Raw genomic sequence first — 22,499 nt, 5'->3', positions numbered from 1 at the left:
GTGCTCGTGAGGGCCGCGGGCTGTTTGCTACGCAAATTCGGCAGCCCTCACGAGCACGTTGCTTTGCGATAGAAAAGCAGTGGAACACGCTTTTCTATCGTTCTTCGGGGTGGTGCGGCATCTTATGTGCCGCACCACCCCTAGTTCTGCTCCCTCATGAAGGTTGGTGCTGGAAGCAGCGGAGCGGACGGAATCGTTCTGGAGAAGCGTTAGCGCTTGCCTTTGCCTCTGGATTCCAACCAATATCTGGTCTTATACAATCACAGGAATCCAGGGGCAACAGCAATCGGAAGAATGATCCGTTCGCGCAGCGGCCTCACCACGCACCAACATTCCCTCCTACTCCCCTAATCCCAGCTTTTTGAAGATCGTATCCACGTTCTTCAGATGCCAGGCTGGGTTGAACGCGTCCTCGATTTCGTCTGCGCTGAGCACGGCAGTAATTTCCGGGGTCGCCTCGACGATTTCGCGGAATTGGCGTTGCTCTTCCCACGCCTGCATAGCACGCGGCTGCACAGTATCGTAAGCTTTTTCACGACTAAAGCCTTTGTCGATCAGCTTGGTCATAATACGACCGGAGAACGGTACGCCGTACGTACGGGCCATATTGCGCTTCATATTTTCAGGGAAGACCGTCAGATTTTTTACGATATTACCAAAACGGTTCAGCATGTAGTTCAACAGCATCGTTGCATCCGGCAGAATGATGCGTTCTACGGAAGAATGCGAAATGTCGCGTTCATGCCACAGGGTTACGTTCTCATACGCCGATACCATATGCCCACGAATCACGCGTGCCAGACCGGAGATGTTTTCACTTCCGATCGGATTGCGTTTATGCGGCATCGCGGAAGATCCTTTTTGACCCTTGGCAAAGGCTTCTTCCACCTCACGGAACTCACTCTTTTGCAGAGCACGGACTTCTGTAGCAAATTTGTCCAACGATGTGGCGATCAACGCCAATGTTGCCATGTATTCGGCATGACGGTCGCGCTGTAGCGTCTGTGTAGAAATCGGTGCAGGCTTGGTGCCCAGCTTGCGGCATACAAATTCTTCTACAGCCGGGTCAATGTTGGCATATGTTCCCACTGCACCGGACATTTTACCGTATTGTACTTGGTCAGCCGCAAAACGAAAACGTTCCAGATTGCGCTTCATTTCCTCGTACCACAATCCCATCTTCAGTCCAAACGTTGTTGGCTCAGCATGTACTCCGTGTGTACGTCCCATCATCGGTGTATGCTTGTAAGCCAATGCCTTTTCCTTCAAAATTTCAATAAAATTCAAGATATCACGTTCCAGGATTTCATTCGCCTGCTTTAACAGGTAGCCCAGTGCCGTATCAACTACGTCTGTGGAAGTCAAACCATAATGTACCCATTTGCGCTCGTCTCCAAGACTTTCGGACACCGTGCGGGTAAAAGCAATGACATCATGTCTTGTCTCCTGCTCAATTTCATAGATCCGTTCAATATCAAAACTTGCATTCTTACGCAGAGCCACAGTATCCTCTTTGGGAATAACTCCTAATTCCGCCCAAGCTTCACAGGCACACAACTCTACTTCCAGCCACGCTTTAAATTTATTTTCTTCCGTCCAAATCGCTCTCATTTCCGGTCTGCTATAGCGTTCGATCATGACTATTTATTCCCCCAAATATTGGTTTGTTCAATCCATTCCAGCGCTTGTTCCGCATCCTGGCACAATAGATTAATATGTCCCATCTTTCGGCCTGGCTTGGCTTCACTTTTTCCATACAAATGCAGCTTGGGTACAACATCCAATCTTTCAGCTTCAACATCCGATTGCGCAAACCGCCGAACCACGTCCTCCAAATGCTCACCTAACACATTGACCATCACGACGGAAGTCAGCAGCTTCGTGCTGCCCAAGGGTAAACCGCAAATCGCACGTATGTGCTGCTCGAATTGCGACGTCGCGCATCCCTCCATCGTGTAATGGCCGGAGTTATGCGGTCGTGGTGCCAACTCATTAACGTACAATTGTCCATCTTCGGTGACAAACATCTCCACAGCGAGCAGTCCCACCGCACCCAGCGACTCTGCCACAGCCAGCGCCAACTTGCGTGCTTCCTCCTGGACAGGTTCTGGCACACGCGCAGGCACAATCGACGTGTGCAAAATATTGTTCACGTGAATGTTTTCGGCAGGTGGAAAGGCTTTGGCTTCACCGTTCGTGCTGCGAGCTACAATCACCGAGATTTCGCAGCGAAAACGGATGAACTGTTCCAATACCAGTTCCGCACCGCCTCCTGCCAGTTGTTCGTAGGCAGCCGTGGCTTCCTCCGGTTGGCGAATGACCACTTGTCCCTTGCCATCATAACCACCGACTGCTGTCTTGAGCACACACGGTACACCCAGTTCAGCTACCGCTTGAACCATATCCGCAAGACTGCTGATTTCACGATACGGAGCGACAGGGACACCAGCAGCTTCAATAGAACGCTTCTCTCTCAGACGATGCTGCGTTGTGTACAAAAGACTGCTGCCTTGCGGAACGCTGGATTCCTGTTCCAAAAGTGCAGCCACACCCGCGTCCACATTTTCAAACTCATACGTGATCACATCGCATCGCTCAGCCAGCTCTCTGGCTGCATGCTCATCATCATAGGCAGCGCGGATTTGTTCTGACACCTGTCCACATGGGCTATCCGGTGTAGGGTCCAGTGTCACAAAGCGATATCCTAGATTGGTTCCCGCCAGTACAAGCATTCTTCCTAATTGCCCGCCTCCCAAAAGTCCAATCGTTGTACCAGGAGGTCGGATACGGCCTGTGGGTTCACCTGCCCCATTCATAGCGAGTCACTGCCTTCCAGCACCTCATCACGGATACGGTCGCGTCTCGCCAAAACCCGTTGGCTTATCTTTTCGTCAAAAGCGCCTAATATTTGTGCTGCCAGCAGCCCTGCATTCGTAGCACCTGCCTTACCGATTGCCACAGTGGCAACCGGAATACCACCCGGCATCTGCACAATGGAGAGCAGGGAGTCCAGACCGTTCAGAGCCTTCGACTGAACAGGCACACCAATGACCGGCAAGGATGTCTTCGCAGCCACCATCCCTGGCAGATGCGCAGCCCCACCCGCTCCAGCAATAATGACCTTTAGTCCACGCCCGGCGGCCTCTTCTGCAAAACGAAACATTAAATCCGGTGTACGATGGGCTGAAACTACTTTTTTCTCATATCCGATTTCAAGCTCGTCCAGCACAGCACATGCATGCTGCATGGTGTCCCAGTCTGATGTGCTGCCCATAATGACAGCGACCTGCACTGACATGTCCTTCACTCCCTGTTTATCAATAAGCGCCAAAAATCCGGCACTCGAAAATAACGTTATTTTCAAGACACCGGACTACGAAAAAACAAACGACAGAGCCTCTTAAAGGCATGCCAAAAGCAAGCCTCTTCCACCGCATCCAATGCGGCTTCAGCCGTATGTCTCCCGTAGTCCGGAAATTTAAGGTTTCCAGGTAGAAACTTCCGGGCCATATCCCCGGCATTATACGAGTTAGCATTGTGCCTATTCCATACCCAACGATATTCTTTACAAGTATGATCGTGGTCAGTTTCGGCTCAAACATGTGTACCTTATTAAATTGCACCTTAAGTTCATTTTTTATCGACAATACACTTCCTAGTTTAACAATTCCCTACACCTTATGTCAACTTGAAAACGAACATTATAATAAACATACAATAGAATGTTCGTGTTTAACAAAATCAACACCCTTATATACCCATAGGTCAGGACTATTGTATTACATTTAGCTATCTCTCACCTATCCTGATAACAGCGAGCGCACCGCATTTCACTGACAAAAATAAAAGTCGGCACTCCCTATACAGGCAGTAAACCGACTTTTACTTTTTTATTCAGTTATTTTACGACCAACACAGGAATACGCGCATGCTGCACCACATTGTGGCTTACGCTACCCAATACGAATTCACGGATACCACCTAAACCGCGGCTACCAATCACAATCACATCGAAGTCATTCTCATTGGCATAATCCAAAATGACTTCGGCTGGCGAACCTTGAATGAGCTCCACCTTGGCATCTACGCCCTGCTCAGCAAGCCGCTTTTTAACTTCATCCGTAGTTTGTTCGGCCAAATCGTAATATTCTTTATTCACCGAAGCTGGAATAGGAGCCAAACCCTCGCCCATAAAAATCCGCGGAAAATCAAATGCTGTTACCACCTCAAGCTGCGAGGACGGTGATGCCTTGACCAATTCAGTCGCCTTCAACAAAGCCTTGTTGGATGCATCCGAACCGTCATAAGCAAGCAATATTTTTGAAAATAGCATAATACGCACCTCTTCCTCATTCAGTTTGTTGATTCAAAGCATAAATATGTATTCCTGTTGTTGTTCATGCCATGTCATCACTGGATGGCTGGAGTAGTCTTCTCACTCATCATTAAACTTCCCTATGAGAACCTAAACTCCTCCCCTTTACCGCAAAAAATACCCATACAGCAATGCGTTTATGAATAGCAACGCAGGAATACCTAATCTGAAGCTCATATGCCGTGTTTTATGGCGTTTACGGTACATGGCAATTAGAACGCCTAATGCTCCCCCGATCAGGGCCAGGAAAAACAACGTCCGTTCAGGTACACGATCGCGATGTTTACGTGCTCTCTTTTTATCTTCCGACATTACCAGATAGCCTACTGCATTGATAAACAGCAGCCATACCAACAAGCCTGTCTGCAATGTCTCTCCTCCTTTTGCACACCTACCAAGTTCAGGATTAGGCCTTATATAGCGCTCCCCCCTCATTATAACCCCACCCCTTTTACAGAAACAACGCCTCCCCTGACTTGGATAGTGCTTTTGCGGAAATAGTAAGGTGGCATAAGGGCGATCCCCGAGTGCATCTATTTCGTCTTAAAGGAGGGACTACGATGGAAAGCACCCATGAATACGTTGAAAAGCTGCGAGAAAATGCAAAAAAGGCAGAACGCAACCGCAAACGAGGAAAAGGAACTCCCAGCGCCAGCTTGCCGACAAAACAGCATACCAACAATCCTTGATCAAGGAATCTGTATTAAGCTGTATAGCCACGTTATTAACGTATAGTATCACTTAACCTTGCAGCTTTTCCTGAGAATTGAGTACAAGGTAAACTCCGTTGTTTAGCTTCCACAATAACAGCAAGCAGACTCCTTATGAGATATCTGCTTGTTGTTTTTGCAAATATTTTTTTGAAATCGATTACATTTATAATAAACAAGTTCTAAAGTCACATTCCCTAACATAAGTGTTGACTAAAAACAATTTTACACCCTATAATTCGTGATATTAACGTAATTCGACAAATTATTTGTCAGTTAATCTATCATTAATATTTGAGGTTTAAGATTGGAGAGGAGCTTTATATGACTAACATGAAAAAAATGACGATGATTCCCCTGTTGGCTAGCTTTATTCTCGGAAGTACCTTGTGGAGTGGTGGATTTACCGCCAACGCTGCGGCAGCAGCTACAACCAGCACAACTGCACCTACTTCTGCCACTACAACGTCGGACAAATCCGCAAATCCTCAAACCAATCATTTACCCAATATTAAAATACTTGCCACGGGAGGGACCATTGCAGGATCATCTTCCGTCAATACGGATACGACCGGCTACAAAGCAGGAGCGTTAGGTGTGGAAACTCTGATCAATGCCGTTCCTGAGATGAAAAGTATTGCAAATGTCAGTGGTGAGCAAGTTGTTAATGTAGGTAGCCCCGACGTTAATAATGAGATCCTCTTAAAACTTGCCAAACGTACCAATGAACTGCTTGCCAGAGACGATGTAGACGGCATTGTCATTACACATGGCACAGATACATTAGAAGAAACCGCTTATTTCCTCAATCTTGTTATCAAAAGCGATAAGCCAGTAGTTGTCGTTGGCTCTATGCGTCCAGCTACTGCCATCAGTGCCGATGGTCCCTTCAACCTGTATAATGCAGTGAAAGTCGCCGGGGCTTCGGCCTCTAAAGGTCAGGGTGTACTCGTCCTGCTGAACGACCGTATCGGTGCAGCAAGATATATTACTAAAACAAACACAACAGCAGTCGATACGTTCAAGTCTGTGGAGCAGGGATACCTTGGAGCTGTTGTGGGTGATCAAGTGTACTACTACAACAAATCCACGCACAAGCATACGACTTCTTCTGTATTCGACATCTCTAACCTGACTCAACTGCCGCAAGTAGATATTTTATACGAGTATCAAAACAATGGTCGCTATCTATATGATGCAGCCGTAGCAGCTGGTGCCAAGGGTATTGTCGTAGCTGGTTCCGGTAATGGTTCCTTGTCCAAGACCTCCTCAGAGGGCGCAGAGGCCGCAGGTAAAAAAGGAGTGATCATTGCCCGCTCCAGCCGCGTGGGAAGTGGAGTTGTGTCCCCGTCAACAAAAGACGCGGCATCGAACTTTGTGTCGACCGATTCGCTTAATCCGCAAAAAGCACGGATTTTGCTCATGCTTGCTTTGACCCAAACACACGATGTTAACCAAATTCAATCCTTTTTTAATGAATATTAAAAGCAGTCATCCCAAATCAAATAAATAGATCATCTTTATTATGAAAAAGAAGCAGCGATTACGGTTGACCACCGTAACTGCTGCTTCTTTTTTTTGCGAGACAATTCTAGCATTAGTAACTATTTCATCTGATATCCAATCGTCTTGGTCTTAAACAGTAATTCGTTGTTCCTCCCATGTAGCATCAAGACTGCTGTTTGGGAATCCCATTCAAGCTTGGAGGATATTTCGCTTGCTTCTCTGGATGAGGAGCGATTTCTTCCTCCAGAATACTTGATTTATTTTGCTGATTATTGATTTTAAGCGACTTATGCTTGGGCATAAATACTCACCTCCTCGGATTACCATGCCAAGGAGTGATCGTTTTTATACCGACGTATACCTGCTGATTATGTTGACTACAGCACTTTTGGTCATCCGTTATTTGCCCTGCTTTTGTTCCATCGCTGCTTTTAGCAAATCACCCAAACTGGAGCCAAAAGATTCTTGTTTTTCAAATTTCCTTACTAGCTTTTGCTGTTCCCGTTTGTTTACCCGTTGCTTGTCCGTATCCAACGTCTCAGTAATGCCGCAGGGCAGGCATCTTACATATAGCCCTGCCTTGCCCTCTTTCATTTCCATTTTCTTATGACACTGCGGACAACGTCGATTGGACAAACGTTTTTCCCCTGAACGACGGTAACCGCAATCCGCACTTGGACATACAAGGAACTTTCCTTTCTTCCCCTTCTTCTCCAACAGCTTTGTACCACAATCAGGACAATGACTATTCGTCACGTTGTGGGGCTTGTACTCCGCACTGCTATTTTTTACAGTGGAAACCAACTCTTTCGCCATAGCACGAATAGAATTCAAAAACGGTTCCGGTTGTCCTTGACCACGAGCAATCCGTTCCAGCTCCGCTTCCCAACGTGCCGTCAGTTCGGGCGTTCTTAGCTGTGGAGCCGCCAGTTCAATCAGTTGCTTACCTTTCCCTGTGGGATGCATCACGTTCCCCTGACGCTCAATCGTATCCGAGCTGACAAGCTTCTCAATCAGATCGGCACGGGTAGCAGGAGTACCCAGTCCATGCTTTTCCATCTGAGCGAGCAGGGCTGCTTCTGTATACCGCTTCGGCGGCATCGTTCGCCCAGCTCGTACAAGACAACGTTGTAACCGGACTGAATCTCCTTTTTGCAGCTCAGGTAAAATAACGCCTTGTCCATTGTTTTCCCGATCCTCTGCTTCTTCATCATCCATATCATAATGGTTCGCGTCATATACAGCACGCCATCCGCTATCTTTTACCGTTGTGCCTTTTACCTGAAACGTCTCCTGCTCCACCGTTACTGATACGGCTACAGCATCATAACGTGCAGGTGGATAGAATAGACTGATAAAACGTCGTGCAATCAGATCATACAGTTTACGTTCCTCTGGGCTCAACTGATTAAGCAATAATGTCTGCTCAGTAGGAATAATCGCATGATGATCCGTGACTTTACTGTCATCCACAATTCGCTTTGTGATTGGTAGGTTGTTACGCAATAGCGGACGTGCCAAGGAAGCATATGGACCTACTGCTACACTACTGAGCCTTTCCTTAAGTGTGTCCACCATATCGGATGTCAGATAACGGCTGTCCGTACGTGGATAGGTCACCAGCTTATGCTGTTCATACAGACGCTGAAGCAGATTAGACGTCTGTTTAGCCGAAAAGCCATAGCGCTGATTAGCATCTCTTTGCAGCTCCGTTAAATCATACGCTAGCGGGTGAGGCTCGTTCTTTTCGCTCTTTTTAACACTCGCAACTGTGCCTTTGGCCCCCTCAAGCCTGCGGCGCAAAGCCTCTGCTTGAGTGCGGTCAAACATGCGTGAATCCCCGCTCTCTGCCCGCCAAGTTGCCTGAAAATCGCCGAAATCCGCCGTCAAAGTATCATATTCCTGAGAACGGAATTCGGTAATTTCTTTCTCACGCTCCATAATCATCCCCAGCGTTGGCGTCTGCACTCTTCCAGCCGAAAGTTGGGCGTTATAACGACAAGTCAACGCGCGAGTTACATTGAGACCAATCATCCAGTCTGCTTCAGCTCTACAGCGAGCCGATTCATATAAACGATCAAACTGCTGACCAGGCAATAGCTTTGCAAAACCTGCCTTAATCGCCTTGTCCGTCTGCGAGGAGATCCATAAGCGCCGGAAGGGCTTTTTCCAGTTTGCCATTTGGATGATCCAGCGTGCCAACAATTCTCCTTCACGAGCAGCATCTGTTGCCACGATAAGCTCTCCAATGTCCTGCCGCTTCATGAGCTGCTGCACAGCTTTGAACTGATGATTACTTTCGCGCAGCACCTTTAACTTTGAACTCTTCGGAAGAATAGGCAGGTCCTCCAAATTCCAGGTCGCATACTTAGAATCGTAATCCTCCGGCTCTGCTAAGCCGACCAAATGTCCCAGTGCCCACGTCACCACGTACTGGGGTCCTTCTATATAACTTTTATGCTTCTCGCGGCTACCCATCACACGTGCAATCTCTCTGGCCACGGACGGTTTTTCTGCCAATACCAATACCTTCATGTTACGCTCCTTTCTCTCATAGTGTTAATTATACCATCCTGCCATCTTACGATAAATTCTAATGCCAACGGCTCTTATTAACATGATCCTACATACTATTGCTATTGCTTCTACATCGGTTAGGATAACTTACAAATCAGGCACACTCCATTTTAATAGCAGACCCGCATAGGTGAGGCCTCCCCCAAATCCATATAACAACACATGTTGTCCATACCGTAAACGTCCATCATCCAAACCACACTGCAAAGCCAACGGGATGGATGCCGCCGATGTATTACCATACAACTCTACGCTGGTCAGCGTTTTTTCCAAAGGTACTGTACTTCTTTCACATATGGACTCGATCATTCTCAAATTAGCGCTATGAGGGACAAACCAGTCAAGATCCTCCTTCTTCATATTTGCCTTATCCAATAATCGTTCGATTCCCGTTGGAACAGAGCGAACAGCCCATTTATAAACCTCACGTCCATTTTGAGCAATAAATCCATGGTCTTGCAGCTTCTCTCCATCCAAATGATCAGATAATCCCACACGGTAAAGATGTGCTCCCCCATGCCCATAAGTACCTATATCAGAAGTTAAAAATGATCCTTCATCCTCGTCATATTCAACAAGGGCAACTCCTGCACCGTCTCCAAAAAGTATACACGTCGTCCGATCCGTATAATCTGTAATTTTGGACAACGTTTCGGCTCCCACTACTAGCACCTTACGATGCAGACCACTCGTAATAAGGCCATTTGCCAAATGAAGTCCATAGGAAAAACCTGCACATGCTGCACTAATATCCATTGACCCCGTATTCGGAATATCAAAATGAGCCTGAATACGTGAAGCCGTGCTTGGAAAGTAGTAATCAGGTGTACTAGTCGCTACAATGATCATCTCAACATCGTTTATATTTACGTCGTATAGGTTAATCATACGTGTAATAGCTTGTATACATAAATCAGATACATATTGATCTTCAGCCGCAATTCGTCTTTCACGCATACCCGTTCTTTGTACAATCCACTCGTCACTAGTGTCCACAAGCTTCTCCAAGTCGGCGTTTGTCAAAATGCGTTCAGGCACATAAGTGCCAAAGGCCGTAAGCTTAGCTTTTGAATCCAACAATCTGATCACTCTCCTTTGTAATCCTTATTCACATTATAACACCAGATACTAATACCTGGTACTAAATTATTTTAAAAACGTCTTCTTATTTACTAGTTAATATCCACTTATCCAGTTGAACTTATAACAAACTCACTTTAAATAAAATCCCTCTGCCTTTTAACGCAAAAAAGAGACCATGATCTTCTGAAGATCATGGTCTCTTTTGTTTGTTGCTTGGCGACGTCCTACTCTCCCAGGACCCTGCGGTCCAAGTACCATCGGCGCTGGAGGGCTTAACGGTCGTGTTCGGGATGGGTACGTGTGGAACCCCTCCGCTATCGCCACCAAACATGAATTTACATCGTAAATTCTTTAACAGGAATCAGCATCGCCAAATGCTGTGTGTTCGCTTGTTTCATATAAGCTACTTGAGCTTATACAATACAAAACTTACACCCTGAAAACTGGATCCGAAACTCATTTGCGTTTTATTTAGGATAAGCCCTCGACCGATTAGTATTGGTCAGCTCCATGCATTACTGCACTTCCACCCCCAACCTATCTACCTCGTCGTCTTCAAGGGGTCTTACATACTGGGAAATCTCATCTTGAGGGGGGCTTCACGCTTAGATGCTTTCAGCGCTTATCCCTTCCGTACATAGCTACCCAGCGGTGCTCCTGGCGGAACAACTGGTACACCAGCGGTACGTCCATCCCGGTCCTCTCGTACTAAGGACAGCTCCTCTCAAATTTCCTACGCCCACGACAGATAGGGACCGAACTGTCTCACGACGTTCTGAACCCAGCTCGCGTACCGCTTTAATGGGCGAACAGCCCAACCCTTGGGACCTACTTCAGCCCCAGGATGCGATGAGCCGACATCGAGGTGCCAAACCTCCCCGTCGATGTGGACTCTTGGGGGAGATAAGCCTGTTATCCCCAGGGTAGCTTTTATCCGTTGAGCGATGGCCCTTCCATGCGGTACCACCGGATCACTAAGCCCGACTTTCGTCCCTGCTCGACTTGTAGGTCTCGCAGTCAAGCTCCCTTCTGCCTTTGCACTCTTCGAATGATTTCCAACCATTCTGAGGGAACCTTGGGGCGCCTCCGTTACTCTTTAGGAGGCGACCGCCCCAGTCAAACTGCCCACCTGACACTGTCCTCGCACCGGATCACGGTACCAAGTTAGAACCTAGATACGATCAGGGTGGTATCCCAAGGATGCCTCCCTTCAAGCTGGCGCTCAAAGTTCTACGGCTCCCACCTATCCTGTACAGATCGTACCCAAATTCAATATCAAGCTGCAGTAAAGCTCCATGGGGTCTTTCCGTCTTGTCGCGGGTAACCTGCATCTTCACAGGTATTAAAATTTCACCGGATCTCTCGTTGAGACAGCGCCCAAGTCGTTACGCCATTCGTGCGGGTCAGAATTTACCTGACAAGGAATTTCGCTACCTTAGGACCGTTATAGTTACGGCCGCCGTTTACTGGGGCTTCGGTTCATAGCTTCGCCCGAAGGCTTACCACTCCCCTTAACCTTCCAGCACCGGGCAGGCGTCAGCCCGTATACTTCGCCTTGCGGCTTCGCACAGACCTGTGTTTTTGCTAAACAGTCGCTTGGGCCTTTTCACTGCGGCCCCCTCGGGCTATTCACCCTACCGAGGCACCCCTTCTCCCGAAGTTACGGGGTCATTTTGCCGAGTTCCTTAACGAGAGTTCTTCCGCGCGCCTTAGAATTCTCTTCTCGCCTACCTGTGTCGGTTTGCGGTACGGGCACCTTCTCCTGGCTAGAGGCTTTTCTTGGCAGTCTGAGATCATGACCTTCGCTACTATAATTTTCGCTCCCCATCACAGCCCAGCCTTACGATGTGCGGATTTGCCTACACACCAGCCTCACTGCTTAGACGGACATCCATCAGTCCGCGTCACTACCCTACTGCGTCACCCCATCGCTCATAACGGATTACGGTGGTACAGGAATTTCGACCTGTTGTCCTTCGACTACGCCTATCGGCCTCGCCTTAGGTCCCGACTTACCCTGAGCGGACGAACCTTCCTCAGGAACCCTTAGGCTTTCGGCGGATCTGATTCTCACAGATCTTTTCGTTACTCATACCGGCATTCTCACTTGAATGCAGTCCAGCGCTCCTTACGGTACACCTTCAACCCGCATTCAACGCTCCCCTACCCCTGATGCATTGCATCAAGCCATAGCTTCGGTGGTGTGTTTAGCCCCGTTACATTTTCGGCGCAGAGTCACTCGACCAGTGAGCTATTACGCACTCTTTCAATGGTGGCTGCTTCTAAGCCAACATCCTGGTTGTCTGTGCAACTCCACATCCTTTCCCACTTAACACACACTTGGGGACCTTAGCTGATGGTCTGGGCTGTTTCCCTTTCGACAATGGATCTTAGCACTCACTGTCTGACTCCCGGAACTAAATCTATGGCATTCGGAGTTTGACTGAGCTTGGTAACCCTTGCGGGCCCCGCACCCAATCAGTGCTCTACCTCCACGATTCTATTTCCGAGGCTAGCCCTAAAGCTATTTCGGGGAGAACCAGCTATCTCCGGGTTCGATTGGAATTTCTCCGCTACCCCCACCTCATCCCCGCATTTTTCAACATGCGTGGGTTCGGGCCTCCAGTGCGTGTTACCGCACCTTCACCCTGGACAGGGGTAGATCACCCGGTTTCGGGTCTACGTCCACGTACTCATTCGCCCTATTCAGACTCGCTTTCGCTGCGGCTTCAGCTCTTCACCTTAACCTTGCACGGGAACGTAACTCGCCGGTTCATTCTACAAAAGGCACGCCATCACCCATAGATCGGGCTCTGACTTCTTGTAAGCACACGGTTTCAGGATCTATTTCACTCCCCTTCCGGGGTGCTTTTCACCTTTCCCTCACGGTACTGCTTCACTATCGGTCGCCAGGGAGTATTTAGCCTTGGCAGATGGTCCTGCCGGATTCATACGGGGTTTCACGTGCCCCGCACTACTCGGGATCCGTCTCGGAGAGAACAAGTTTTGAACTACAGGGCTTTTACCTTCTCTGGCGGGCCTTTCCAGACCTCTTCATCTAACCGGTTCCTTTGTAACTCCATGTGAGACGTCCCACAACCCCAAGGAGCAAGCTCCTTGGTTTGGGCTAATCCGCGTTCGCTCGCCGCTACTGACGGAATCACTATTGTTTTCTCTTCCTCAGGGTACTTAGATGTTTCAGTTCCCCTGGTCTGCCTCTATTCTGCCTATGTATTCAGCAGAAAGTGACTGTCGATGAAGACAGCCGGGTTTCCCCATTCGGACATCCCCGGATCAAAGCTTGCTTACAGCTCCCCGAGGCTTTATCGTTGTTCGCCACGTCCTTCGTCGGCTCCTGGCGCCTAGGCATCCTCCGTGTGCTCTTTGTAGCTTAACCTAGACTTTTCTTTCAAAGAAAGAAAATGTCGATGTTCGATAAAGAATGATTTTTGCCAAAGGCAAAAGATCTTTCCTTACCTGCTACCTTTATTTCACTTGTTTACACAAGATCAGCTTAAAGGAATATTCTAAAACGCAATTTCGTTTCGGTATCCAGTTTTCAAGGTGCAATTCGCTTCTTCGAAGCGAAACCCGATGAATATTTCGGTTCCACACGGATGTGTGAATGAAACATTCGTCGAAGCTTGAGAGTTTGAGCTCTCAAAACTGAGCAACGAGTGAGTAATTTAAGGATATTCATTTCATTCACACGAACGTGATGAACCGAATTGAATATCCGGTCGCAGGTACATTGTACCTGCTTATTTGAATGTTTCCATTGCAGGAAACGATTCTCCATAGAAAGGAGGTGATCCAGCCGCACCTTCCGATACGGCTACCTTGTTACGACTTCACCCCAATCATCTACCCCACCTTCGGCGGCTGGCTCCCTTGCGGGTTACCCCACCGACTTCGGGTGTTGTAAACTCTCGTGGTGTGACGGGCGGTGTGTACAAGACCCGGGAACGTATTCACCGCGGCATGCTGATCCGCGATTACTAGCAATTCCGACTTCATGTAGGCGAGTTGCAGCCTACAATCCGAACTGAGACCGGCTTTTCTAGGATTGGCTCCACCTCGCGATTTCGCTTCCCGTTGTACCGGCCATTGTAGTACGTGTGTAGCCCAGGTCATAAGGGGCATGATGATTTGACGTCATCCCCACCTTCCTCCGGTTTGTCACCGGCAGTCTGCTTAGAGTGCCCAGCTTGACCTGCTGGCAACTAAGCATAAGGGTTGCGCTCGTTGCGGGACTTAACCCAACATCTCACGACACGAGCTGACGACAACCATGCACCACCTGTCTCCTCTGTCCCGAAGGAAAGGTCTATCTCTAGACCGGTCAGAGGGATGTCAAGACCTGGTAAGGTTCTTCGCGTTGCTTCGAATTAAACCACATACTCCACTGCTTGTGCGGGTCCCCGTCAATTCCTTTGAGTTTCAGTCTTGCGACCGTACTCCCCAGGCGGAATGCTTAATGTGTTAACTTCGGCACCAAGGGTATCGAAACCCCTAACACCTAGCATTCATCGTTTACGGCGTGGACTACCAGGGTATCTAATCCTGTTTGCTCCCCACGCTTTCGCGCCTCAGCGTCAGTTACAGCCCAGAGAGTCGCCTTCGCCACTGGTGTTCCTCCACATATCTACGCATTTCACCGCTACACGTGGAATTCCACTCTCCTCTTCTGCACTCAAGCTCCCCAGTTTCCAGTGCGACCCGAAGTTGAGCCTCGGGATTAAACACCAGACTTAAAGAGCCGCCTGCGCGCGCTTTACGCCCAATAATTCCGGACAACGCTTGCCCCCTACGTATTACCGCGGCTGCTGGCACGTAGTTAGCCGGGGCTTTCTTCTCAGGTACCGTCACTCTTGTAGCAGTTACTCTACAAGACGTTCTTCCCTGGCAACAGAGCTTTACGATCCGAAAACCTTCATCACTCACGCGGCGTTGCTCCGTCAGGCTTTCGCCCATTGCGGAAGATTCCCTACTGCTGCCTCCCGTAGGAGTCTGGGCCGTGTCTCAGTCCCAGTGTGGCCGATCACCCTCTCAGGTCGGCTACGCATCGTCGCCTTGGTAGGCCTTTACCCCACCAACTAGCTAATGCGCCGCAGGCCCATCCACAAGTGACAGATTGCTCCGTCTTTCCTCCTTCTCCCATGCAGGAAAAGGATGTATCGGGTATTAGCTACCGTTTCCGGTAGTTATCCCTGTCTTGTGGGCAGGTTGCCTACGTGTTACTCACCCGTCCGCCGCTAGGTTGATTAGAAGCAAGCTTCTAATCAACCCCGCTCGACTTGCATGTATTAGGCACGCCGCCAGCGTTCGTCCTGAGCCAGGATCAAACTCTCCATTAAAGACCAACCGAAGTTGGTTTATAGAAAGAGCGATAAGCTCATTTTGAAACTGACGAGATAAAAATATCTCTTGTTTGATTTTGCGAACAAAATCATTTTACTCACTCGTTGTTCAGTTTTCAAAGATCAAACATTCTTTTTCGTTGATTTAGCTTGTCACTTCATCAACTCTTATATCATATCATGTCCGAACCAACTTTGCAAGCATTTTTTTGAAATCTTTTTTTGTAACACTCGCTCGCAACATTGTACTTCTTGGCCGGAATTAGAATATACCATATGCATATCCCTATTGCAAGCATTTATTAGATAAGATTTCACAATGCTTTATTTATTATTCGTTTTCCTTCTATATAATAGCTTCTTTGTATCTATCTGCGTCTAACTACAAAAAAAGAACCTCTTCCCTTAAGCAACAGGAAAGAGGTTCTGTGTTCTATATCTACTGATTATTCGGAGCCCATAAAGGCAAAGCGGATCACTACAATAATAGCAAGCACCCACATGAGCCAGTGAATTTTAACTTTATTGCTGGTAAACAGATTACTGAACACAGCCAGCACAACGTAAGACAGAATACCAGCAGAGATACCATTCGCGATTCCACCTGTGAAAGGCATTAGCACGATGGTCAAAAATGCAGGAAATGCCAACAGGAAGTTATCCCAGTCGATGTTGCGAACCTGACTCATCATTAGGACCCCAACGATAATCAGAGCTGGAGCAGTAGCGGCAGAAGGCACAACCAGAGCCAATGGTGCAATAAACAGGGCCAACAAGAACAGAACACCTGTCGTTACAGCAGTCAGTCCGGTACGTCCGCCTTCTTCTACCCCTGCGGAGCTTTCTACGAATGCTGTAATCGTACTTGTACCCAATACTGCGCCGGTACTTACGCCAACAGCATCCACCAGCATCGCTTTACCGATAATTTTCTCGCCTTTTTTCTTATCTTTCATTATACCCGCGCGTGTAGCTGTACCTACCAAGGTACCGAAAGTATCAAACAACTCTACAAATGTGAAAATGAAAATGATATCAAACAGACCAATATGCAAAGCTGCTTTCAAGTCTAACTGACCTACAGCCAAATTACTGAAATCAGGAATCCAGTTGCCTGTTGTCAAGCTACTCAGATTTGTTACTCCCATCGGAATACCGATTAATGTAGTAGCTACGATTCCAATCAGCAATGCACCTTTGACCCGAACGACCATCAGTGCTGCGATAATAAGCAATCCGATTAGCGCCAGCAGTGCATCCTTTTGATGTACCAGACTTCCCAGAATCAAATTAAAAGCATGACCCGGAACCGGTTGACCAACATCTGTCCCTGGAACGATACTCACCATAACCAGATTACAAAGCTTGAAGCCGACAATCGTAATAAACAAGCCGATACCCACTGTGATGGCTGTCTTTAAATTTTCCGGAACTGCAACAAGCAGCATCTGTCTTACTCGTGTCACGGTTAAAATCAGAAAGACGATACCGGATATAAATACAGCGCCAAGTGCCGCTTGCCAAGTAATCATGCCATTGGAACTCAGGACTACAGTCATAAAATAAGCATTCAAGCCCATACCCGGCGCCATGCCGATCGGCACATTAACGAATAAACCCATCAGTATGGTAACCAAACCTGCACCTACCGCCGTCGCAAAAAAGACAGCTTCACTGGGCATACCTGCTCCAGTCGGACCTAAAAAAGTATTGTTGACCACCAGAATATAAGCCATGGTCATAAAAGTAGTAATCCCCGCAATAATCTCTGTGCGGACGTTCGTGCCATGTTCCTTTAATTTAAAGAAACGCTCCATGAGTCGTAATTCCTCCTACGCAAAGCATACTCGTATTGTTATCGTTCGTTTGAAGTAATATTCGCATTCATATGCGCTATATTATTACATTCGTTATTTTAGGCTCTCACCTACTGCTTGTCAACAGAAAAAGCGAATGTTACAAATTGAACACATATGTATTGTTCGGAAAACAGAAAACCCGCAAGCTATTATTCAGCTGACGGGTTATGATTTAGAGGAATCAGAGATTTTTGTACTTATCAAAGGCATTCGCTGTGTCTGGTATATTTTCCAGATAAACGATCTTACCTTCCGCATCCAGCCGGGCCTTGTCCACTCCAGTAAGTGTATAAACTTCGCCTGTTGCTTTTTTACCACACACTGCCCATTTGGTTTGATAAGTATCAGGTTCTCTGGGTACAGGTTTCCAACCTTCATACATATGCTTGATTTCGAGCGATCCCTCAAAGAACATATTCAAGAAGCTTTTCCAACTGCTCACACCTTGTTTTCGATCACCATTCAATACAAACTCAATCTTCTCAGAAAAAAGGCTAATTAATCGTTCTCTACTCTTCTCGTCATCTTTTGCTAAATCATAGTAGTGAAAATATTCTTCTAAAATCTTCATCGTGTGCAATTCCTTTCGTGCTGTATATGTGTATGCGTCCTTATGAGAAGGTTATTGCAATTTTACCGACAGCGTGGTGAGTTTCGCTTAAAGCGTGTGCGTCATACAAACCTTTTTGTGAAAAAGGAAACGTAGCTCCTACTACCGATCTTACTTTCTTTTGCTCCAACAGATCGGCAATTTCCTGTAGTTGCTGTCCGTTGGGCTCCAGCCATATATTTTTGGCCGTTACGTTGTACTCCTTCACCAGCTCTTCGTCAAAATTGCTGACAATGGATATGATCCGTCCGGTATCCCTTTTCATTACCTTAAAGCTATTCTTCTGAACATCCCCACCCATCGTATCGAACACCACGTCCACATCAGATAAAACTTCCTCAAAACGAGTTGTACGATAGTCAATGATTTGGTCGGCTCCCAATGAAGCAAGCAATTCATGATTACGCTCACTGGCTGTAGTAATGACATAGGCTCCGGCCTGTTTGGCAAACTGGATAGCAAACATGCCTACGCCACCTGCACCTGCGTGGATTAATACTTTCTCCCCTTTGGTCAGTTGACCATGTGTAAAGAGCGCCTGCCAAGCAGTCAACCCCGCCAAAGGTACAGAAGCGGCTTCCTCCCAAGAAATTGTGGCAGGTTTACGTGCCAGCAGGTGATCATCCACCAAGGTATACTCGGCATAGGTACCGAACCGTGTGGTGTCCGGGCGTGCAAACACTTCATCTCCCACTTTCCAATCGGTGACCTCGCTGCCTACTTCCGAAATAGTGCCGGCTACATCCCAGCCTAAAATAATCGGGAACTCCCAATCCATCATTTGTTTTAAGTAACCTTCACGCAGCTTCCAGTCAATTGGATTGATGGAGGTAGCCGCCACTTTGACTACAACCTGATGAGCCTGTGGTGTAGGAGTAGCCACTTCTCTTTCTTTCAATTCATCCTTGCTTCCATACTGATCTATAACGATGGCTTTCATATTCATTTCCTCCTCGCACATTTACATATTCTTTACATTGCTAGACATACGCTGTAGCACATCTGTCAAAGCCACAATTTCCTCATCTGTAAACTTACATAGCAGCTTTTCCTGAAAGGCTTGTCTTTGCTCTGACAAAACTTGCAGCTCTTGAACCCCTAATTCGGTCAAACATATATAGGTCACACGCTTATCCTGCTCTTTTTTACTACGTAAAATCAGACCTTCCTCTTCCAGCCTTCTCAGATGTCGGGTTACTGCTGCACCATCCAGAACGAGCAGGTGTTGGAGTTCCAGCTGACTTAGTTCCTGACGATGATCAATATGATACAAAATTTCAACCTTGGTAAAGCTGGTTTTTAACTGTGCTTCAAAGGCGTTATTCATTTCTTTACACAAAAGATGCATGCGATAAAACAACTGGCTTTTTTCAGAGCAATGTTCGATGACAAACCCTCCTCCTAATACTTGACCTATCAATTGATATATCAAGTATTATACACCCCCTCTAAAAATAAACAAGCCCTGAGACAAGTCTATATATACAAATCCTACAATCACAAAAAAATGCTCAAGCTAAACGAATAAGCCTGAGCAATCTAGAATTTGTAGTTAGTAGGGTCATTCGATAAAACGATGAAATGGTCCAAATTACAGAGTATTCATAAATCCGATAATACGGGCCGCCATCCGCTCGTGGCCTGCCTGATTCGGGTGCAGGCCGTCAGGAACACCATTTTCCCCTGTAAAGTACATCTGTTTATGTACAGGCAATAGTGGTTGAATTCCGGCGATATTCCACAGATCGCAGCACGGGAAAGAATAAAGTGAGGCCACTTCTCTCACGGCCTGTGCATACGCGCTATAGACTTGACCAGTAATGGCATTAGGCAGATGCTCAGGAACCGTATCACTTGATCCGTGAGGCGGAGTCAAAAAGACGATCAGCTTGTCCGGGTAACGGTTAATTAGTCCTTCGGCAATATGCTTGAGCGCACCATAAAACGTACGCGTTTCTGTCGATGGCGTATCCAAGCTACCGAACGGTATTTCTCCCATCGAAAAATCGTTTCTTCCCCCCATAAAAAAGATCACGTCTGCATGAGGGTTCATTTTCTCATAACGCTCACACATCGGTTCAAAACCGCCGCTGGCTACACTGCTGCCGGATATGCCGTGATTCTCAAAGGTTAGGAATCCCAGTGCGTCGCTCACAAGGTGGGGGTAAGGCTTTTCTCCATCACGCAATTCATATCCAAACGTAATGCTATCGCCCAGAAATACAGCATGGCTGCCTTGGTATTTGCCTTGATTGATTGTCATTCGATATCTCTCCTATCTATTAGATCGTATTGTTGATTTCGATAAATTTATGTTCAATCGCTGTCATTTCGTGATTTGACCGGGTTATTAAATATGTATCCATGTAGCCGAAGGTTGGGGGAGCGGGCAAATAGGATGTTACTTTAAATTGCCGCGCCAGCTTTTTGGACATGAGGGTGATTCCCATTCCCATCAAGGAAAATTGCACCATCGTATCAAACACACCGACCTCCACCACCTCGCCATGGGTCAATTGCATGTCCTGATACATCTTCTCTAAATACGTGAGATACAGGCAGCCATCCGACAATATAATAATAGACGCTCCTTGGAGTACCTGTTTGAGATCCGAGCCTTCATGTATGCCTTTCCCCACCAGCACCAGTTCTTCACGGCATATTTTTTGATAATGAATATACGGGTTGGCGGGATACCCTGTAACAAAAGCAATATCGAGTTCGCCGTCAAGGATCAATCGCTCCATTTCCGTCGTGGTTCCGGTTTTTAATGTAACCGAAGCCTGCGGATACAGCTCATATACCTTCGTGAGCGCCCTCGTTGTTTCGCCCGCCACGATGGACTGCATGGTACCGATGCGCAGCTTTTCCTCCTGCGGTCTCATTTTCATCTCCGTGTCTTGCCATAGCAACAACATTTGCTTGAACTGAGCATACAAGGTTTCTCCTGCGGGTGTCAGCTCCATACCACGGGGCTTTCGGTAAAATAACGCTGTGCCGTAATGGGCCTCCAGCTTCTTTATTTTGGCCGTCATATTCGATTGCAGGTGATTCAACTTTTGTGCTGCTTCTGTCAGGCTTCTCAGCTCTGCCACCGAAACAAATGCCTGCATATTTTCAATATCCATCCCTTCACCTCCCATCAAATAAAATGATACCTGTATCATAAACAAGCATTATTATTTATGAGTTAAGTGTATTATATTGGCCTTGGATGCTATTTTCCACCCTCATTTTAAAAATCAGGAGGTATGGCAACATGATCAAAAAGAAGATTCGTGTAGGTATCGTAGGAGGTTCGATGAATAATAAATGGGCCAGTCAAACGCATATTCCGGCTTTGCTCAAGCACTCGAACCTGGATATCACTGCCGTCGGTACCTCTCGTATGGAGAGTGCGCGACAAAGCGCAGAAGAAGTAGGTGCGGCACTAGCTTTTGATGATTCCAAAAAGCTCGCAGCTTCCGAGGATGTGGACATGGTCGTGGTGAGCGTAAAAGTTCCCCATCATTACGAGGCGGTGATGGCGGCAATTCAAGAGAGAAAGCATATTTTTTGTGAATGGCCCTTGGGGGCAAACACTGCGGAAGCTGCTGAAATGGCCAAAGCGGCGGAACTGGCAGGCATTCATCATACCGTCGGCTTGCAGGCACGGCAGGATCTTGAAGTGCAAACGATGAAAAAGCTCGTGGAGGGCGGAGAGATTGGTGAAATTATATCCTGTCATATGCAAGTAGCTACTCCCGGCAAAGGAGGACAAGTAAATCAGGACACTGCTTATCTGCTGAATAGAGCCAATGGGGCTAATCTGCTCACGATTAATGGCGGGCATTCCCTGGATGCGCTGCAATACATCGTTGGCGAACTCCGCGAGCTATCAGCCATCACATCATCTCGTTATCACGAAGCCACTATTCAGGAAACGGGTGAAGTCATTTCCAAGGATACAGCCGATCAGATTCTGATTCACGGACTATTAGAAAAAGGAGCACCGGTATCCGTTCACATTCAAGGTGGAGTGAGTTCTAAGTTTGAGATAGAGATTCAAGGGAAAAAGGGCATTTTGCGTTTGTCACAGAATCCTTCGCTTGGGCATGTTCAATTCGGGAATCTAACGCTCGAAAAACTTGTGTACGATCCAAGCAGTACGCAGAGTCATGGTCCTAATGGCGCTTTTGAACAAATACGTATAACTAGAGAGCCTAATATAAGCCTAGATTTCCCAAAAGAAGGGGTAACCCTGAATGTAGCCAAGGCTCATTATGTTTTTGCCGAGGATATTTTGACACACACCCGTCTCGCTCCCGATTTCAACCATGCCTTAAAGCTGCATCAGCTACTGGACCGCATTGAGGAATCAGCTGCAACTGGGAAAAGGATCGTATGGTAAGGTAGAATTATAAAAAAGAACCTTTAACA

General features: G+C 47.2%; 17 protein-coding genes, 3 rRNA genes and 1 riboswitch. Of the genes, 3 read left to right on the top strand and 17 right to left on the bottom strand.

The genetic code is table 11. The features are described from left to right. Positions 1-339 precede the first annotated feature (339 nt). From purB to NSQ58_RS17780, 5 genes are all read right to left on the bottom strand, one after another. The gene (gene purB, locus NSQ58_RS17800) at positions 340-1,638 is read right to left on the bottom strand and encodes an adenylosuccinate lyase (protein WP_013308794.1); all 1,299 of its coding nucleotides are present in this window, start codon (positions 1,636-1,638) and stop codon (positions 340-342) included. Positions 1,639-1,640: 2 nt separating this feature from the next. Then, a complete protein-coding gene (gene purK, locus NSQ58_RS17795) occupies positions 1,641-2,816 on the bottom strand; it encodes a 5-(carboxyamino)imidazole ribonucleotide synthase (protein WP_341057949.1) in 1,176 nt (391 codons plus the stop codon). Further along, positions 2,813-3,298, bottom strand: a complete 486-nt coding sequence (gene purE, locus NSQ58_RS17790) for a 5-(carboxyamino)imidazole ribonucleotide mutase (protein WP_023987047.1) — start codon at positions 3,296-3,298, stop codon at positions 2,813-2,815. Before purE ends, purK begins: the two co-directional genes overlap by 4 nt. Positions 3,299-3,446: 148 nt before the next feature. Next, a riboswitch (purine riboswitch) is annotated at positions 3,447-3,548 on the bottom strand. Positions 3,549-3,898: 350 nt separating this feature from the next. Beyond that, complete coding sequence (locus tag NSQ58_RS17785; protein ID WP_023987046.1) at positions 3,899-4,333, bottom strand: universal stress protein; 435 nt, start codon at positions 4,331-4,333, stop codon at positions 3,899-3,901. Between the two features lie 147 nt (positions 4,334-4,480). Next, positions 4,481-4,744, bottom strand: coding sequence for a DUF1294 domain-containing protein (locus NSQ58_RS17780; RefSeq protein WP_023987045.1), 264 nt, complete (start codon positions 4,742-4,744; stop codon positions 4,481-4,483). A gap of 191 nt (positions 4,745-4,935) precedes the next feature. Between NSQ58_RS17780 and NSQ58_RS17775 the strand changes: the two genes are divergently transcribed. Beyond that, the gene (locus NSQ58_RS17775) at positions 4,936-5,064 is read left to right on the top strand and encodes a DUF4023 family protein (RefSeq protein WP_023987044.1); all 129 of its coding nucleotides are present in this window, start codon (positions 4,936-4,938) and stop codon (positions 5,062-5,064) included. A gap of 345 nt (positions 5,065-5,409) precedes the next feature. Then, positions 5,410-6,570, top strand: a complete 1,161-nt coding sequence (locus NSQ58_RS17770; RefSeq protein WP_339201454.1) for a type II asparaginase — start codon at positions 5,410-5,412, stop codon at positions 6,568-6,570. A gap of 184 nt (positions 6,571-6,754) precedes the next feature. Here the strand turns inward: NSQ58_RS17770 and NSQ58_RS17765 are convergent, their stop codons facing one another. From NSQ58_RS17765 to NSQ58_RS17710, 12 genes are all read right to left on the bottom strand, one after another. Then, entirely contained in the window at positions 6,755-6,892 is a 138-nt protein-coding gene (locus tag NSQ58_RS17765) for a hypothetical protein (RefSeq protein ID WP_023987042.1), read from the bottom strand. Positions 6,893-6,990: 98 nt separating this feature from the next. Then, positions 6,991-9,126 (bottom strand): DNA topoisomerase III, encoded by a 2,136-nt coding sequence (locus tag NSQ58_RS17760; RefSeq protein ID WP_341057948.1) that lies wholly within the window; start codon positions 9,124-9,126, stop codon positions 6,991-6,993. Positions 9,127-9,255: 129 nt separating this feature from the next. Continuing rightward, on the bottom strand, positions 9,256-10,248 hold the full coding sequence (locus NSQ58_RS17755; protein ID WP_341057947.1) for a ketoacyl-ACP synthase III: 993 nt from the start codon (positions 10,246-10,248) through the stop codon (positions 9,256-9,258). Between the two features lie 214 nt (positions 10,249-10,462). After that, positions 10,463-10,579 (bottom strand): 5S ribosomal RNA (rrf, locus tag NSQ58_RS17750). Between the two features lie 144 nt (positions 10,580-10,723). After that, positions 10,724-13,648, bottom strand: a 23S ribosomal RNA gene (locus NSQ58_RS17745). 404 nt (positions 13,649-14,052) lie between these two features. Then, positions 14,053-15,608: ribosomal RNA gene (locus NSQ58_RS17740) — 16S ribosomal RNA — on the bottom strand. The 16S, 23S and 5S rRNA genes sit together here, the layout of an rRNA operon. A gap of 449 nt (positions 15,609-16,057) precedes the next feature. Beyond that, entirely contained in the window at positions 16,058-17,428 is a 1,371-nt protein-coding gene (locus NSQ58_RS17735; protein ID WP_023987039.1) for an NCS2 family permease, read from the bottom strand. 223 nt (positions 17,429-17,651) lie between these two features. Further along, positions 17,652-18,041, bottom strand: a complete 390-nt coding sequence (locus tag NSQ58_RS17730) for a hypothetical protein (RefSeq protein ID WP_341057946.1) — start codon at positions 18,039-18,041, stop codon at positions 17,652-17,654. Between the two features lie 40 nt (positions 18,042-18,081). Further along, positions 18,082-19,020, bottom strand: coding sequence for an NADP-dependent oxidoreductase (locus tag NSQ58_RS17725; RefSeq protein WP_053324647.1), 939 nt, complete (start codon positions 19,018-19,020; stop codon positions 18,082-18,084). Between the two features lie 21 nt (positions 19,021-19,041). Continuing rightward, the gene (locus tag NSQ58_RS17720; RefSeq protein ID WP_023987036.1) at positions 19,042-19,512 is read right to left on the bottom strand and encodes a MarR family winged helix-turn-helix transcriptional regulator; all 471 of its coding nucleotides are present in this window, start codon (positions 19,510-19,512) and stop codon (positions 19,042-19,044) included. Between the two features lie 159 nt (positions 19,513-19,671). Beyond that, positions 19,672-20,343, bottom strand: coding sequence for an SGNH/GDSL hydrolase family protein (locus NSQ58_RS17715; RefSeq protein WP_023987035.1), 672 nt, complete (start codon positions 20,341-20,343; stop codon positions 19,672-19,674). A gap of 19 nt (positions 20,344-20,362) precedes the next feature. Then, positions 20,363-21,208: a LysR family transcriptional regulator gene (locus NSQ58_RS17710; protein WP_076265274.1), complete on the bottom strand. Its 846-nt coding sequence runs from the start codon at positions 21,206-21,208 to the stop codon at positions 20,363-20,365. 131 nt (positions 21,209-21,339) lie between these two features. Between NSQ58_RS17710 and NSQ58_RS17705 the strand changes: the two genes are divergently transcribed. Continuing rightward, positions 21,340-22,470: a Gfo/Idh/MocA family protein gene (locus NSQ58_RS17705; protein ID WP_341057944.1), complete on the top strand. Its 1,131-nt coding sequence runs from the start codon at positions 21,340-21,342 to the stop codon at positions 22,468-22,470. The last annotated feature ends 29 nt before the right edge of the window (positions 22,471-22,499 follow it).

Origin of the sequence: Paenibacillus sp. FSL M7-0134, assembly GCF_038007865.1 — a bacterium.
GTDB classification, from domain to species: domain Bacteria; phylum Bacillota; class Bacilli; order Paenibacillales; family Paenibacillaceae; genus Paenibacillus; species Paenibacillus polymyxa_B.
Note: the sequence above shows the minus strand (reverse complement) of the source record. Positions and strands in the feature narration are given on the sequence as shown.